The organism is Pseudomonas mendocina (assembly GCF_900636545.1).
GTDB lineage: Bacteria > Pseudomonadota > Gammaproteobacteria > Pseudomonadales > Pseudomonadaceae > Aquipseudomonas > Aquipseudomonas mendocina.
The window spans coordinates 4,915,717-4,928,858 of the sequence record NZ_LR134290.1; the positions used below are offsets into that span (position 1 = coordinate 4,915,717).

General features: G+C 62.4%; 14 protein-coding genes. 9 read left to right on the forward strand and 5 right to left on the reverse strand.

Annotated elements, in window-relative coordinates; all coding sequences use genetic code 11:
- Position 1: 1 nt before the first annotated feature.
- The 4 genes from dut (at position 2) to EL191_RS23080 (ending at position 4,726) form a co-directional block, all read left to right on the forward strand.
- Complete coding sequence (gene dut / locus EL191_RS23065; protein ID WP_013717747.1) at positions 2-457, forward strand: dUTP diphosphatase; 456 nt, start codon at positions 2-4, stop codon at positions 455-457.
- A 1,232-nt stretch (positions 458-1,689) separates the two neighbouring features.
- Positions 1,690-3,084, forward strand: a complete 1,395-nt coding sequence (algC, locus tag EL191_RS24485; RefSeq protein ID WP_196770190.1) for a phosphomannomutase/phosphoglucomutase — start codon at positions 1,690-1,692, stop codon at positions 3,082-3,084.
- Between the two features lie 24 nt (positions 3,085-3,108).
- Positions 3,109-4,014, forward strand: coding sequence for an acetylglutamate kinase (argB, locus tag EL191_RS23075; protein WP_041980395.1), 906 nt, complete (start codon positions 3,109-3,111; stop codon positions 4,012-4,014).
- Positions 4,015-4,279: 265 nt separating this feature from the next.
- Entirely contained in the window at positions 4,280-4,726 is a 447-nt protein-coding gene (locus tag EL191_RS23080) for an acyl-CoA thioesterase (RefSeq protein WP_041980397.1), read from the forward strand.
- Between the two features lie 16 nt (positions 4,727-4,742).
- On the opposite strand, the gene EL191_RS23085 is transcribed toward EL191_RS23080, so the two are convergent.
- Both EL191_RS23085 and pyrE read right to left on the reverse strand, forming a co-directional pair.
- Positions 4,743-5,345, reverse strand: coding sequence for a DUF4124 domain-containing protein (locus tag EL191_RS23085; protein ID WP_041980399.1), 603 nt, complete (start codon positions 5,343-5,345; stop codon positions 4,743-4,745).
- A 20-nt stretch (positions 5,346-5,365) separates the two neighbouring features.
- Positions 5,366-6,007, reverse strand: coding sequence for an orotate phosphoribosyltransferase (gene pyrE / locus EL191_RS23090; protein ID WP_041980401.1), 642 nt, complete (start codon positions 6,005-6,007; stop codon positions 5,366-5,368).
- Between the two features lie 81 nt (positions 6,008-6,088).
- Between pyrE and EL191_RS23095 the strand changes: the two genes are divergently transcribed.
- Positions 6,089-6,868 carry an exodeoxyribonuclease III gene (locus EL191_RS23095; protein WP_017360498.1) on the forward strand — a complete coding sequence of 260 codons (780 nt, stop codon included), beginning with the start codon at positions 6,089-6,091 and terminating at the stop codon, positions 6,866-6,868.
- A gap of 43 nt (positions 6,869-6,911) precedes the next feature.
- On the opposite strand, the gene EL191_RS23100 is transcribed toward EL191_RS23095, so the two are convergent.
- From EL191_RS23100 to rph, 3 genes are read right to left on the reverse strand one after another with little or no spacing between them, the layout of a single operon-like run.
- Positions 6,912-7,640: a tetratricopeptide repeat protein gene (locus tag EL191_RS23100; RefSeq protein ID WP_232005497.1), complete on the reverse strand. Its 729-nt coding sequence runs from the start codon at positions 7,638-7,640 to the stop codon at positions 6,912-6,914.
- 14 nt (positions 7,641-7,654) lie between these two features.
- A complete protein-coding gene (locus EL191_RS23105) occupies positions 7,655-8,026 on the reverse strand; it encodes a DUF4870 domain-containing protein (protein ID WP_041980405.1) in 372 nt (123 codons plus the stop codon).
- A gap of 27 nt (positions 8,027-8,053) precedes the next feature.
- Positions 8,054-8,773, reverse strand: a complete 720-nt coding sequence (gene rph / locus EL191_RS23110) for a ribonuclease PH (protein ID WP_041980407.1) — start codon at positions 8,771-8,773, stop codon at positions 8,054-8,056.
- A 175-nt stretch (positions 8,774-8,948) separates the two neighbouring features.
- Between rph and EL191_RS23115 the strand changes: the two genes are divergently transcribed.
- The 4 genes from EL191_RS23115 to spoT all read left to right on the forward strand — a co-directional run bounded on the left by EL191_RS23115 (position 8,949) and on the right by spoT (position 13,111).
- Entirely contained in the window at positions 8,949-9,812 is an 864-nt protein-coding gene (locus EL191_RS23115) for a YicC/YloC family endoribonuclease (protein WP_041980409.1), read from the forward strand.
- Between the two features lie 148 nt (positions 9,813-9,960).
- The gene (gmk, locus tag EL191_RS23120; protein WP_013717758.1) at positions 9,961-10,578 is read left to right on the forward strand and encodes a guanylate kinase; all 618 of its coding nucleotides are present in this window, start codon (positions 9,961-9,963) and stop codon (positions 10,576-10,578) included.
- Positions 10,579-10,672: 94 nt separating this feature from the next.
- On the forward strand, positions 10,673-10,936 hold the full coding sequence (gene rpoZ / locus EL191_RS23125) for a DNA-directed RNA polymerase subunit omega (RefSeq protein ID WP_003242550.1): 264 nt from the start codon (positions 10,673-10,675) through the stop codon (positions 10,934-10,936).
- A gap of 63 nt (positions 10,937-10,999) precedes the next feature.
- Positions 11,000-13,111 carry a bifunctional GTP diphosphokinase/guanosine-3',5'-bis pyrophosphate 3'-pyrophosphohydrolase gene (gene spoT, locus EL191_RS23130; RefSeq protein WP_013717759.1) on the forward strand — a complete coding sequence of 704 codons (2,112 nt, stop codon included), beginning with the start codon at positions 11,000-11,002 and terminating at the stop codon, positions 13,109-13,111.
- The last annotated feature ends 31 nt before the right edge of the window (positions 13,112-13,142 follow it).

The following is a 13,142-nucleotide window of genomic DNA, read 5'->3' on the forward strand; positions in this document are numbered from 1 at the left end:
TATGCACGCTCTGCAAGCCAAGATCCTCGATCCTCGCCTCGGCCAGGAATTCCCGCTGCCGCAATACGCCACGCCTGGCTCTGCCGGCCTCGACCTGCGTGCCATGCTCAAGGAAGACATCGTCCTCGAGCCGGGCCAGACCGTGCTGATCCCCACCGGCCTGTCGATCTATATCGGCGACCCCGGCCTGGCGGCACTGATCCTGCCGCGCTCGGGCCTCGGCCACAAACACGGCATCGTCCTCGGCAACCTGGTCGGCCTGATCGACTCCGACTACCAGGGCGAACTGATGGTGTCGTGCTGGAACCGCGGCCAGACACCTTTCACCATCGCCATTGGCGAGCGCATCGCACAGCTGGTGCTGGTGCCGGTCGTGCAGGCGCATTTCGAGCTGGTCGAGCAGTTCGACGAGACCCAACGTGGCGCTGGCGGCTTCGGCCATTCCGGTAGCCACTGACCCTCCCCCCACAGGACGAACCGCCGAGGAGCGCCTACGTGAAACTCTTCAAGCGTACTGCCAAGGAAGTCGATAGCGCCGCCAGCCTGGTACCGGACCAGCCCAAGCGCAAGGCGACCAATCCCTCGCTGGGGACGCTGTTGCCAGGCCTGCTGGCCGCCCTGATCGGCGTCGGCGCCGGCGGTGCGTTGCTGTGGTTCGCCGATAGCAGCAGCAGCCAGGCTCGCCAGGCCGAGTTGACCCAGGCCCTCGGCAGCAACCAGGCTGCCGCTGTACAACAGGCGCTCAAGCAACTGCAAGCCGACAGCCTGGCCGCTGCGCGTAACCCGCAGCTGCTGCAAGCACTGCAAAGCGGCGACAGCCTGCAGGTCAGCGAAGCCGAACGCAGCCTGGGTTACTGGGACGGTGTGATCGACGCCCATCTCAACCGCCGCGGTGAAGCCGTGCAGAACACCAGCCGCGCCGCGCCGATGAACTTCGCCGGCCTGGACATGCTGCGCCGCGCCGAAAGTGGCCAGCAGCCCGCCGTCGAAGCCTACCGGGTCGGTCAGCGCTGGCTGGCCTACAGCGCCGTGGCCCTGCGCGTTGGCGAGAACCAGCCGGCTCAGGGCACGCTGTTGCTGGCCTTCGACCTGCAACGCCTGCTCGCCACCCTGCCTGCGCTGCCTGCCGAATACGGCCAGGTGCAGCTGATCCAGCAGTTCGCCAACACCCCGGCGCAGGTGCTGTTGCAACGTGGCCAGCCCGGCGAGGGCAGCGCACAAACCTTTTCCACCGGCAATCCGTACTGGAAGATCAGCTTTATCCCCGGCCCAGCGCTGATGCAGAGCAGCGTACCTGCGTCGATGCTCGGCCTGGCTCTTCTGCTTGCCCTGGGCGGCGCCGTGATCGGCCTGATCCTGGTGCAAGGCGCCCTGCAACGGCGCGTCAACCTCGATGCAGGGCAGCTCGGACAAATGCTGAAAGAACTCTCTGCCGGCAAGAACGTCAAAGCCTTCAGCCTCAGCGTGCCGGCACTCGATACGCTGGCACAGAGCCTGGCGCGCTTGCCGCGCCGCAGCAGCCCTGAAGGCAGCAGTACCCCCGTTAAAGGAACAGCCGCGGCACCCGCCACTCAGCCGGCAGCCAAGCCAGCCGAGCTGGTCGACCCGCTGTTTCAGGACACCGATATCCTCGATATCGACATTCTCGATGAAGACCAGGATCTCCTGGGACTGGAGCAGAGCCCCGCAATGAGCACTAGCCAAAGCGCCCCGAAACTTCCCGCCGACATTTTCCGTGCCTACGACATTCGTGGCGTGGTGGGTGACACCCTGACCGCCGAATACGCCTACTGGATCGGCCGCGCCATCGGCTCGCAGAGCCTGGCCCAGGGCGAGCCCAAGGTCATTGTTGGCCGTGACGGCCGCCTGTCCGGCCCCGAACTGCTGCAGCAACTGGTACAGGGCCTGCTCGACTGCGGCTGCGAAGTCACCGACATCGGCATGGTGCCGACCCCGGTGGTGTACTTCGCTGCCAACGTGCTGGAGGGCCGTTCGGCCGTGATGCTCACCGGCAGCCACAACCCGCCGGATTACAACGGTTTCAAGATCATCATCGCTGGCGACACCCTGGCCAACGAGCAGATCCTCGCGCTGAAGACCCGCCTGGACAACAACGACCTGGCCAGCGGCGTCGGCAGCGTGCAACAGGTCGACGTGCTGCAGCGCTATTTCAAGACTATCCGTGACGACATCGCCCTGGCCAAGCCACTGCGCGTGGTGGTCGACTGCGGCAATGGCGCCGCGGGCGTGATCGCCCCGCAACTGATCGAGGCGCTGGGCTGCAGCGTGATTCCGCTGTTCTGCGAAGTGGACGGCACCTTCCCCAACCACCACCCGGATCCGGGCAAGCCGGAGAACCTGGTCGACCTGATCGCCCGCGTCAAATCCGAGAATGCCGACCTGGGCCTGGCGTTCGACGGCGACGGCGACCGCGTCGGCGTGGTGACCAACACCGGCACCATCGTCTACCCGGACCGCCTGCTGATGCTGTTCGCCAAGGACGTGGTCTCGCGTAACCCCGGCGCCGACATCATCTTCGACGTCAAATGCACCCGTCGCCTGACCCCGCTGATCAGTGGCTACGGTGGCCGTCCGGTGATGTGGAAGACCGGCCACTCTCTGATCAAGAAGAAAATGAAGGAAACCGGCGCCCTGCTGGCTGGCGAGATGAGCGGTCACATCTTCTTCAAGGAGCGCTGGTACGGTTTCGACGATGGTATCTACAGCGCTGCGCGCCTGCTGGAGATCCTCAGCCTCGAGAAACGCAACGCCGAGCAGGTGTTCAGCGCCTTCCCCAGCGACATTTCCACGCCGGAAATCAACATCAAGGTCACCGAGCAAACCAAGTTCGGCATGATCGAGCGGCTGCAGCGCGAAGGCCAATGGGGCGAGGCGAACATCACCAGCATCGACGGCGTGCGCGTCGACTATCCCAAGGGCTGGGGCCTGATCCGCGCCTCCAACACCACGCCGGTGCTGGTGCTGCGCTTCGAGGCCGACACCCAGGAAGAGCTGGAGCGTATCCAGGATGTCTTCCGCACCCAATTGCTCAAGGTCGCCCCCGACCTGCAACTACCCTTTTGACCGATTGTTCCAGGAGCCCCCTGCATGACCCTCGAGCGTGACGCCGCCGCCCAGGTAGCCAAGGTACTGTCCGAAGCCCTGCCCTACATCCGCCGCTTCGTCGGCAAGACCCTGGTGATCAAGTACGGCGGCAACGCCATGGAGAGCGAGGAACTCAAGCAGGGCTTCGCCCGCGACATCGTGCTGATGAAGGCGGTCGGCATCAACCCGGTGGTGGTACACGGTGGCGGCCCGCAGATCGGCGATCTGCTCAAGCGGCTGTCCATCGAAAGCCACTTCATCGATGGCATGCGCGTCACCGATACCGCCACCATGGACGTGGTGGAAATGGTGCTGGGCGGCCAGGTCAACAAGAGCATCGTCAACCTGATCAACCAGCACGGTGGCAGCGCCATCGGCCTGACCGGCAAGGACGCCGGCCTGATCCGCGCGCGCAAGCTCAAGGTCAGCCGTCAGACGCCGGAGATGACCCAGCCGGAAATCATCGACATCGGCCATGTCGGCGAGGTCACCGGGGTCAACACCGACCTGCTCAACATGCTGGTCAAGGGCGACTTCATCCCGGTCATCGCGCCCATCGGCGTCGGCCCGGATGGCGAGTCCTACAACATCAACGCCGACCTGGTGGCCGGCAAGGTGGCCGAAGCGCTGAAAGCCGAGAAGCTGATGCTGCTGACCAATATCGCCGGCCTGATGAACAAGCAGGGTGAGGTGCTCACCGGCCTGAACACCGAGCAGGTCAACGAACTGATCGCCGACGGCACCATCTATGGCGGCATGCTGCCGAAGATCAAATGCGCACTGGAAGCGGTGCAGGGTGGCGTGACCAGCTCGCACATCATCGATGGTCGTGTACCCAATGCCGTGTTGCTGGAGATCTTCACCGATGTCGGCAACGGCACCATGATCAGCAACCGCAAGCGCCCCTAAAAGCAAGCCGCGAACGCGGCTTTCTGATGACCCTCTCCCTCAGGGAGAGGGTGCCCGCAGGGCGGGAGAGGGCAAAGCGGCCGCCCCTCAATCCCGAAAGACGCCCGCAAAAAACCTGTGATGGCCCGCCATACAGTGGTGCACAAGGCGCACCCTACCCGGCCATCGAGCCTGCTTATCTCCCCCCATCCATGTGGCGACTCGCACTTGCCGCACCCACGCGCAACCAGCACGCTCACCTGGCAACCTTGATAGAGGATCGCCCATGAGCAGCACGCCCGATGCCAGCCAGTTCACCTTCATCCACACCTTGCGCGTACGCTGGGCCGAAGTCGATCCGCAGAGCATCGTCTTCAATGGCCAATACCTGACCTACGCCGACGTCGCCATCACCGAATACTTTCGCGCCCTGGGCATCGCCTACCCGGCCGATCTGGCACAGGATGGCGGCGACTTCTTCGCCATCCGTGCGCTGCTCGAGTACCGGTCACCGGCGCGCTTCGACGATCTGTTGCAGATCGGCATCCGCAGCGCACGCCTGGGCCGCTCCAGCCTGACCTTCGACCTTGGCATCTGGCGTGACGGCGAGCTACTGACCAGCGGTGAAATCGTCTACGTGCACGCCGACAGCGCGACACGCAGCAGTGCGCCGCTGCCGCAGTGGCTCAGAGAGAAAATCGTGAGTTTCGAACGAACGCCGCCGCAGCATTGAGCCAGCGGATATTCGCTCAGGGCTTGGACGCGGAGTCGCCGAACAACTCGGCCAGCCGTGCGCGGTCAGCGGCAAAACTGGCTTCGGCCTGGGTGCGGGCTTCCTTGTAGCGGGCGATATCACGCTGCAGACGCTGCTGCTCGTCCTTGAGGTTGTTGATCTGAGCGAGCAACTGCTCCGGCACCTGGCGTCCGGCTCGCTCATGGTCGGCGGCCTGGCTCTGCAGGTTGGCCTGCTGCGTGCGCACCGACTGCAGGTTGCCGCGGGCGACACTGGTGACGCCGTCGAGCTCGGCCAGCTTGCGTAAGCGGGCACGGTCGACATCATCGAGGTTGGTATACAGGCGCAACAGCTGCGCATCGCTGCTGGCACGGGCCTTGTCCGCCTGCATACGGGCGAACTCTTCCGGTGTCGGTGCCGGCGGAATCACCCGCACGACACGCCCCTGGTCATTGAGCACTTCATAGCCCTTGCCGATGAATTCCGGCGGCACACCCTGGCGGCTAAGTACCGTCACGCCCTTGTCGTCGACATAGCGATACAGTTCGGCAGCCACTCCAGACAACGGCAGCAGCAGGCTACAGAGCAGCGTACAGCGGGTCAAGAGTGGTGCAGGCATAGGACTACCTTGTGCTAGGACTAGATTCCGTACTCGGCGCGATAGGCTTCGACAGCCGGCAGATATTGCTTCAGTTCAGCATCCCCCGCCAGATATTCCAGTACCTGTTCGAGTGACACGATGCTCACTACCGGCATGCCAAAGTCGCGCTCGACTTCCTGAATCGCGGATAGCTCGCCCTGACCACGCTCCTGGCGGTTCAATGCGATCAGAGTGCCAGCAGCCTGGGCACCCTGCCCCTGGATGATCTGCATCACTTCACGAATGGCGGTGCCGGCGGTGATCACGTCATCGACGATCAGCACACGGCCATTGAGCGGCGCGCCGACCAGAGTGCCGCCTTCGCCATGATCCTTGGCTTCCTTGCGATTGAAGCACCAGGGCAGATCACGCTGATGATGTTCGGCCAGCGCCACGGCAGTGGTTGCCGCCAGCGGGATGCCCTTGTAGGCCGGGCCGAACAACACATCGAAATCGATACCGCTGTCGACGATGGCAGCGGCATAGAAACGCCCCAGCTGAGCCAGCGCCAGGCCACTGTCGAACAGGCCGGCATTGAAGAAATAGGGGCTGGTACGCCCGGACTTGAGGGTGAACTGACCAAAACGCAGAACCCCGCGTTCGATGGCAAAGCGAATGAAATCGCGCTGGTACGCTTGCATGAAAAAGTCCCGGACGGCACGGATTTAGCTAATTGAGGTGAGCTCGGGTATCATACACGCACGTGTTTTTGGGGGCCATTTATGCGGATCATCAGTGTGAACGTGAATGGTATTCAGGCTGCAGCCGAGCGAGGTTTGCTCAGCTGGCTGCAAGCTCAGAATGCCGACGTGATCTGCCTGCAAGACACCCGTGCCTCCGCCTTTGAAATGGACGACCAAGCCTTCCAGCTGGATGGTTATTTCCTCTATGCATGCGACGGTGAAGTGCCCAGCCAAGGTGGCGTGGCACTCTACTCGCGATTGCAACCCAAGGCGGTGATCAGCGGCCTCGGCTTCGAGATGGCCGATCGCTACGGGCGCTACCTGCAGGCCGATTTCGACAAGGTAAGTATCGCCACCCTGCTGCTGCCAAGCGGGCGGGACGGTGATGAGAGCTTGAATCAGAAATTCAAGTTCATGGACGACTTCACCCATTATCTGGACAAACAACGGCGTAAGCGCCGCGAGTACATCTATTGCGGCTCGCTGCATGTCGCGCACCAGAAGATGGATGTGAAGAACTGGCGCGACTGCCAGCAATCACCAGGCTTCCTGGCGCCCGAACGCGCCTGGATGGATGAGGTGGTGGGCAATATGGGTTATGTCGATGCCCTGCGCGAAGTCAGCCGCGAAGGCGATCAGTTCAGCTGGTGGCCGGATAACGAACAGGCAGAAATGCTCAATCTGGGTTACCGCTTCGACTATCAGCTGCTAACGCCCGGCATGCGCCGCAGCGTGCGTAGCGCCCGCCTGCCGCGTCAGCCACGCTTCTCTCAGCATGCGCCGCTGATCGTCGATTACGACTGGATTCTCAGCGTCTGAACGACAGGTACGAAAAAGCCGGCTTATCGCCGGCTTTTTGTTGTCACTCGCGAGCCTGTTTCAGGCCCTTTTCAGCCTGTTCCAGCAGGTCGCGTATAAGCTGGTCATCGGCATAGCGCCGTCTCAGATCGAGCAGATGAGCCTGGGCCTGCTCGTATTCATGCAAAGCCAGGTAGTTACGCACCAAGGCGATCTCGGTAATACGTCCCGGCTCGATCTCGAAGGCCGCCCGATTGTAGACAAGCGCCTTGGGGTAATCGGCATACTGCTGACCGTTGTCACCCAGATAAAGCAGACCCAGCACGTTGTTGGCCGCCAGACCACGTGGCTGCATGGCCTGCGCCTGCTCCAGCTTGGCAGCGGCTTCAGGTACATGTCCCTGCATGAGGTCGGCGTCGGCCATGTTCACCAGGTAATCGTAGGAGCCCTGCGGATAGTAGGCTGCAGCCTTGGCCGCGTACTCGCCTGAGCGCGAAAATTCATTCAGCTCGTAATAGCCCAGCGAGATGAAGCGAAGTGCATGAGCCTTCTCCGCATCCGTTGCGATCGGGCTATCGACTACCTTCTCGAACTTGGCAATCGCCTGTCGCGACTGCCCGGCGTCATGCAATTGCGCCGCCTCGGCCCTCAAAGCCTGCAGTTTCGCCTGCTCGGCCAGCGTCCGAGCAGCATCTCCGCAGCCAGCTAGCGCTGTCAGAAACAGAGCCAGCATCAACATTCGTACTTTCATCAAACTGTCCTTCCCTGACATGGCGGAGGTCATCCCGGCCATACAACTCCATTGAATTACTTGATCAGCCGCCAGCTGAACGGGTAGCGATAGTTCTGCCCTTCATTGGCCTTGATACCGGCGATGATGGTCAGCACCAACGCGGCCAGCCCCAGCAGCATCAGCAGCGGGAAGCCTATCACCACTACCATCAGGATGAAGCAGACCACGGCAGCCAGCGCCACGCTGATCTGGAAGTTAAGCGCTTCCTTGCCCTGCGCATCGACGAAGGGGTCGAAATCCTTCTTGATCTGCCAGACGATCAGCGGGCCGAGCAGATTACCGAAAGGGAACACCAGACCGAGAAACGCGGCGAAGTGACAGAACATGGCCCACTGACGCGCCTCCTGACTGGGCGTCGGAAGCGGGTTTTGCATATCGTCATTCATCCTGGTGCTCCTTGCTCGTTACGGGTTTCAGTCGACCAGAGCGGCCTTCTGCAGTTCAAAGATCTCGTTCATGCCCTTCTGCGCCAGCGCCAGCATGGCGTTGAATTCATCAGGCTGGAACGGTGCACCCTCAGCCGTGCCCTGCACTTCGATGAAGCCACCGGCATTGGTCATTACCACGTTGAGGTCGGTCTCAGCGGCGGAATCTTCCAGATAGTCCAGGTCAAGCACCGGCTCGCCCTGATAGATGCCAACCGACACGGCGGCAATCATCTGCTTGAGCGGCTCGCCCTTGAGTGCGCCACGCTTCTTCAGCACTTTCAGCGCATCGATCAGCGCCACCATCGAACCAGTGATCGACGCGGTGCGAGTACCGCCGTCAGCCTGAATCACATCGCAATCGACGTACAGGGTGTTCTCACCCAGCTTGCTCATGTCCAGCGCAGCCCGCAGCGAGCGGCCGATTAGGCGTTGGATTTCCAGGGTACGACCACCCTGCTTGCCACGGCTGGCTTCACGCTGGTTACGCTCGCCAGTGGCGCGCGGCAGCATGCCGTATTCGGCAGTCAACCAACCTTGACCCTGGCCCTTGAGGAAACGCGGCACGCCGGACTCGACGCTGACGGTGCAGATCACCTTGGTATCGCCGAACTCGACCAGTACCGAACCCTCGGCATGCTTGGTGTAGTTGCGGGTGATGCGAATCGAGCGCAACTGATCGGCGGCGCGGCCACTGGGACGTTTCATCGAGCGATACCTACTTCGTTAAGTGAAAACAGCATGCATTATAGGGGGCGGTCGACCGCGGCGACATGCCGAATTGGCAGCGACTGACGGCAAGCCTGATCGCCTGCACATGAAATGGGCAGGCACCCTAAGCTACAATCCTGCGTTTTTCGAGCTGACTTCCGCGAGGTATCCCATGGTTCACAGCATGACGGCCTTTGCCCGCAACGAGCAGGCAACCGCCCACGGCACACTGAGCTGGGAACTGCGCTCGGTCAATCACCGCTATCTGGAACCGCACCTGCGCCTGCCCGATGCCTTTCGCGACCTCGAAGGCGCGGTGCGCGAAGCGCTGCGCCAGGGCCTGTCGCGCGGCAAGGTGGAGTGCACCCTGCGCTTCGCCGAAGAAAGCGCCGGCAAACCCCTGCAGGTCGACAGCGAGCGAGCGCGTCAGTTGATCACCGCCGCTGAGCAGGTCGCCGCACTGATCAAGCAACCGGCTCCGCTCAACCCGCTGGAAGTGCTGGCCTGGCCTGGCGTGCTGGTCGCCGACTCGGCAGATCCGCAGGCGCTCAACGCCGCCGCATTGAAGCTGTTCGATCAGGCCTTGGGCGAACTCAAGGCCGGGCGCGCCCGCGAAGGTGCCGAGCTGGCCAAGCTGCTCAACGAGCGCCTCGACAGCATCCTCGACGAAGTCGCTGCCCTGCGCGAACTGGTACCACAAATGCTCGCCGGCCAGCGCCAGAAGATCGAAACCCGCTTCGCCGAGATGCAGGCTGAGCTCGACCCGCAACGCCTGGAGCAGGAACTGGTGCTGCTGGCGCAGAAGAGCGACGTGGCCGAAGAGCTGGATCGCCTGAGTACCCACGTCAGCGAAGTGCGCCGCGTGCTCAAGGCCGGCGGCGCCGCCGGGCGACGCCTGGATTTCCTGATGCAGGAGCTCAACCGCGAGGCCAACACCCTCGGCTCCAAGGCGTTCGACCCGCGCAGCACGCAGGCGGCGGTCAACCTGAAGGTACTCATCGAACAGATGCGCGAGCAAGTACAGAACATCGAGTGAAAACTGCTGCGCTAGGCTATACCGCGTTGAAATAAGGTTCGAAATGCTCATTTACAGTCGTAAACTCCGCTTTCTCACCTGATTTCGCCTTGTTTAGCCGTCGCTCGCTACGTTTTCACGCCCATCAAGATTTGCTCAGGAAGCTCTAATGGCCACCACCGGCACCCTCTATATCGTTTCCGCACCCTCCGGCGCCGGCAAGACCAGCCTGGTCAAGGCACTGATCGAGAGCGAGCCGCAGATTCGCGTCTCGGTCTCGCACACCACTCGCGCCATGCGTCCCGGCGAGCAGGACGGGGTCAACTACCACTTCGTCGACCACGCCCAGTTCAGTGCCATGATCGAGCGCAGCGAGTTTCTCGAGCATGCCCAGGTGTTCGACAATTTCTACGGCACCTCGCAGAAATGGGTCGAGCAGACCCTGGCCGAAGGTTTCGACCTGATCCTAGAGATCGACTGGCAGGGCGCGCAGCAGGTACGCAAGCTGATGCCGCAGGCCAAGTCCATCTTCATCCTACCGCCGACCCAGGAAGCGCTGCGCCATCGCCTGACCAATCGCGGCCAGGACAGCGGCGAAATCATCGAGCGGCGCATGCGCGAAGCGGTCAGCGAAATGAGCCACTATGTCGAGTACGACTACCTGGTGATCAACGATGACTTCAATCACGCCCTGAGCGACCTGAAAGCCATCTTCCGCAGCAACCAGCTGGCACAAACTCAGCAACAGCAGCGCCATGCCGGCCTGCTCAGCGAACTGCTGGCGTAAAACAGCGCTTCCATTGTCGCTGGTGATTTTTTAGACTATTCAGTCCGCTCGCCCGCTCGGGCCAAGCTTATCCGCACACGTTACGAGGAACACCATGGCTCGCGTTACCGTCGAAGATTGCCTGGACAACGTTGATAACCGCTTCGAACTGGTCATGCTCGCGACCAAGCGTTCGCGCCAGCTGGCCACCGGCGGCAAAGAGCCGAAAGTGGCTTGGGAAAACGACAAGCCCACCGTGGTGGCCCTGCGCGAAATCGCTGCCGGCCTGGTGGACTACGAAGTAGTCGCCCAGGAAGACATCGTCGAAGAAGAACCGCTGTTCGCTGCCTTCGAGGAAGAGGCCAACGAGCCTCTGTAAGTCGATGATGCCGGGTCGAAGTCGCGCGGCGCAGGGCCACAGCTGCCAACGGGAGAGTCTCCCATGGCTGGCATAGACGCTCTCGCCGACCGACTTTCGGCCTACCTCGGCCATGACCAGGTCAACCTGGTACGCCGAGCCTACTTCTACGCCGAACAGGCGCACGACGGGCAACGCCGCCGCAGCGGCGAAGCCTACGTGACCCATCCGCTGGCCGTGGCCAGCATCCTCGCCGACATGCACATGGATCATCAGAGCCTGATGGCCGCCATGCTGCACGACGTCATCGAAGACACCGGCATCGCCAAGGAAGCTCTAAACGCGCAGTTCGGCGAAACCGTGGCCGAACTGGTCGACGGGGTCAGCAAACTGACCCAGATGAACTTCGAGACCAAGGCCGAGGCGCAGGCCGAGAACTTCCAGAAGATGGCCATGGCCATGGCCCGCGACATCCGCGTGATTCTGGTCAAGCTTGCCGATCGCCTGCACAACATGCGCACCCTCGATGCCATGCCGCACGAGAAGAGCCGGCGCATCGCCAAGGAAACCCTGGAAATCTACGCCCCCATCGCCAACCGGCTGGGCATGCACAACATGCGCGTGGAGTTCGAAGACCTGGGTTTCAAGGCCATGCACCCGATGCGCTCCGAGCGCATCCGCGCCGCCGTGCGCCGCGCTCGGGGCAACCGCAAGGAAATCGTCGCCAAGATCGAGGAGTCGATCCAGATGTGCCTGCAACGCGAAGGCATGGAAGGCGAAGTGATCGGCCGCGAGAAGCACCTCTACAGCATCTACCAGAAGATGCGCGGCAAGCGTAAGGCGTTCAACGAGATCATGGACGTCTACGCCTTCCGCATCATCGTCGACAAAGTCGACACCTGCTACCGCGTGCTCGGCGCCGTGCATAACCTGTACAAGCCGCTGCCCGGCCGCTTCAAGGATTACATCGCGATCCCCAAGGCCAACGGCTACCAGTCGCTGCACACCACGCTGTTCGGCATGCACGGCGTGCCCATCGAGATCCAGATCCGCACCCGCGAAATGGAAGAGATGGCCAACAACGGCATCGCCGCACACTGGCTGTACAAGTCCAACGAAGACGAAGCGCCCAAGGGCAACCACGCTCGCGCGCGTCAGTGGGTCAAGGGCGTACTGGAACTGCAGCAACGCGCCGGCAACTCGCTGGAATTCATCGAGAGCGTGAAGATCGACCTGTTCCCGGACGAGGTCTACGTGTTCACGCCCAAGGGCCGCATCATGGAGCTGCCGAAGGGCTCCACCGCGGTCGACTTCGCCTACGCGGTACACACCGACGTCGGCAACACCTGCATCGCCTGCCGCATCAATCGGCGCCTGGCGCCGCTGTCGCAGGCGCTGGAAAGCGGCTCGACGGTGGAGATCGTCACCGCACCGGGCGCCCGCCCCAACCCGGCCTGGCTCAACTTCGTGGTCACCGGCAAGGCGCGCACGCACATCCGCCACGCGCTCAAGCAGCAGCGCCGTTCGGAATCCATCAGCCTTGGCGAACGCCTGCTGAACAAGGTACTGGCCAGCTTCGATACGCACCTGGAGAAGATTGCCCCCGAGCGCGTTCAGGCGGTGCTCGGCGAGTACCGCCAGGAGGTCATCGAGGACCTGCTCGAAGACATCGGCCTGGGCAACCGCATGGCCTATGTCGTCGCCCGCCGCCTACTGGCCGAGAGCGGCGACGAGACCCTGCCGAGCAGCGAAGGCCCGCTGGCGATTCGCGGCACCGAAGGCCTAGTGATGAGCTACGCCAAGTGCTGCACTCCGATTCCCGGCGACCCCATCGTCGGCTACCTGTCCGCCGGCAAAGGCATGGTGGTGCACATGGAAAGCTGCCGGAACATCGTCGATATCCGCCACAACCCGGAAAAATGCATCCAGCTCAACTGGGCCAAGGATGTCACCGGCGAATTCAACGTCGAACTGCGCGTCGAACTGGAGCACCAGCGCGGCCTGATCGCGCTACTGGCCAGCAGCGTCAATGCCGCCGATGGCAACATCGAGAAGATCAGCATGGACGAACGCGACGGCCGTATCAGCGTCGTGCAGCTGGTGGTCAGCGTGCATGACCGCGTACACCTGGCCCGCGTGATCAAGAAGCTGCGCGCGCTCAAGGGCGTGATGCGTATCACCCGAGTACGCGCCTGACACAATTCCCCTATTTCCAGTCTGTAGGCTG

Excerpts from the sequence above, each read along its gene's own strand:
- spoT (WP_013717759.1), top strand. The coding sequence starts at position 11,000 with ATGGCTGGCATAGACGCTCTCGCCGACCGACTTTCGGCCTACCTCGGC.
- rph (WP_041980407.1), bottom strand. The coding sequence starts at position 8,773 with ATGAAACGTCCCAGTGGCCGCGCCGCCGATCAGTTGCGCTCGATTCGC.
- EL191_RS23105 (WP_041980405.1), bottom strand. The coding sequence starts at position 8,026 with ATGAATGACGATATGCAAAACCCGCTTCCGACGCCCAGTCAGGAGGCG.
- EL191_RS23085 (WP_041980399.1), bottom strand. The coding sequence starts at position 5,345 with ATGCCTGCACCACTCTTGACCCGCTGTACGCTGCTCTGTAGCCTGCTG.
- pyrE (WP_041980401.1), bottom strand. The coding sequence starts at position 6,007 with ATGCAAGCGTACCAGCGCGATTTCATTCGCTTTGCCATCGAACGCGGG.
- algC (WP_196770190.1), top strand. The coding sequence starts at position 1,690 with ATGAGCACTAGCCAAAGCGCCCCGAAACTTCCCGCCGACATTTTCCGT.
- EL191_RS23095 (WP_017360498.1), top strand. The coding sequence starts at position 6,089 with ATGCGGATCATCAGTGTGAACGTGAATGGTATTCAGGCTGCAGCCGAG.
- EL191_RS23080 (WP_041980397.1), top strand. The coding sequence starts at position 4,280 with ATGAGCAGCACGCCCGATGCCAGCCAGTTCACCTTCATCCACACCTTG.
- dut (WP_013717747.1), top strand. The coding sequence starts at position 2 with ATGCACGCTCTGCAAGCCAAGATCCTCGATCCTCGCCTCGGCCAGGAA.
- argB (WP_041980395.1), top strand. The coding sequence starts at position 3,109 with ATGACCCTCGAGCGTGACGCCGCCGCCCAGGTAGCCAAGGTACTGTCC.
- EL191_RS23115 (WP_041980409.1), top strand. The coding sequence starts at position 8,949 with ATGGTTCACAGCATGACGGCCTTTGCCCGCAACGAGCAGGCAACCGCC.
- EL191_RS23100 (WP_232005497.1), bottom strand. The coding sequence starts at position 7,640 with ATGGCCGGGATGACCTCCGCCATGTCAGGGAAGGACAGTTTGATGAAA.
- gmk (WP_013717758.1), top strand. The coding sequence starts at position 9,961 with ATGGCCACCACCGGCACCCTCTATATCGTTTCCGCACCCTCCGGCGCC.
- rpoZ (WP_003242550.1), top strand. The coding sequence starts at position 10,673 with ATGGCTCGCGTTACCGTCGAAGATTGCCTGGACAACGTTGATAACCGC.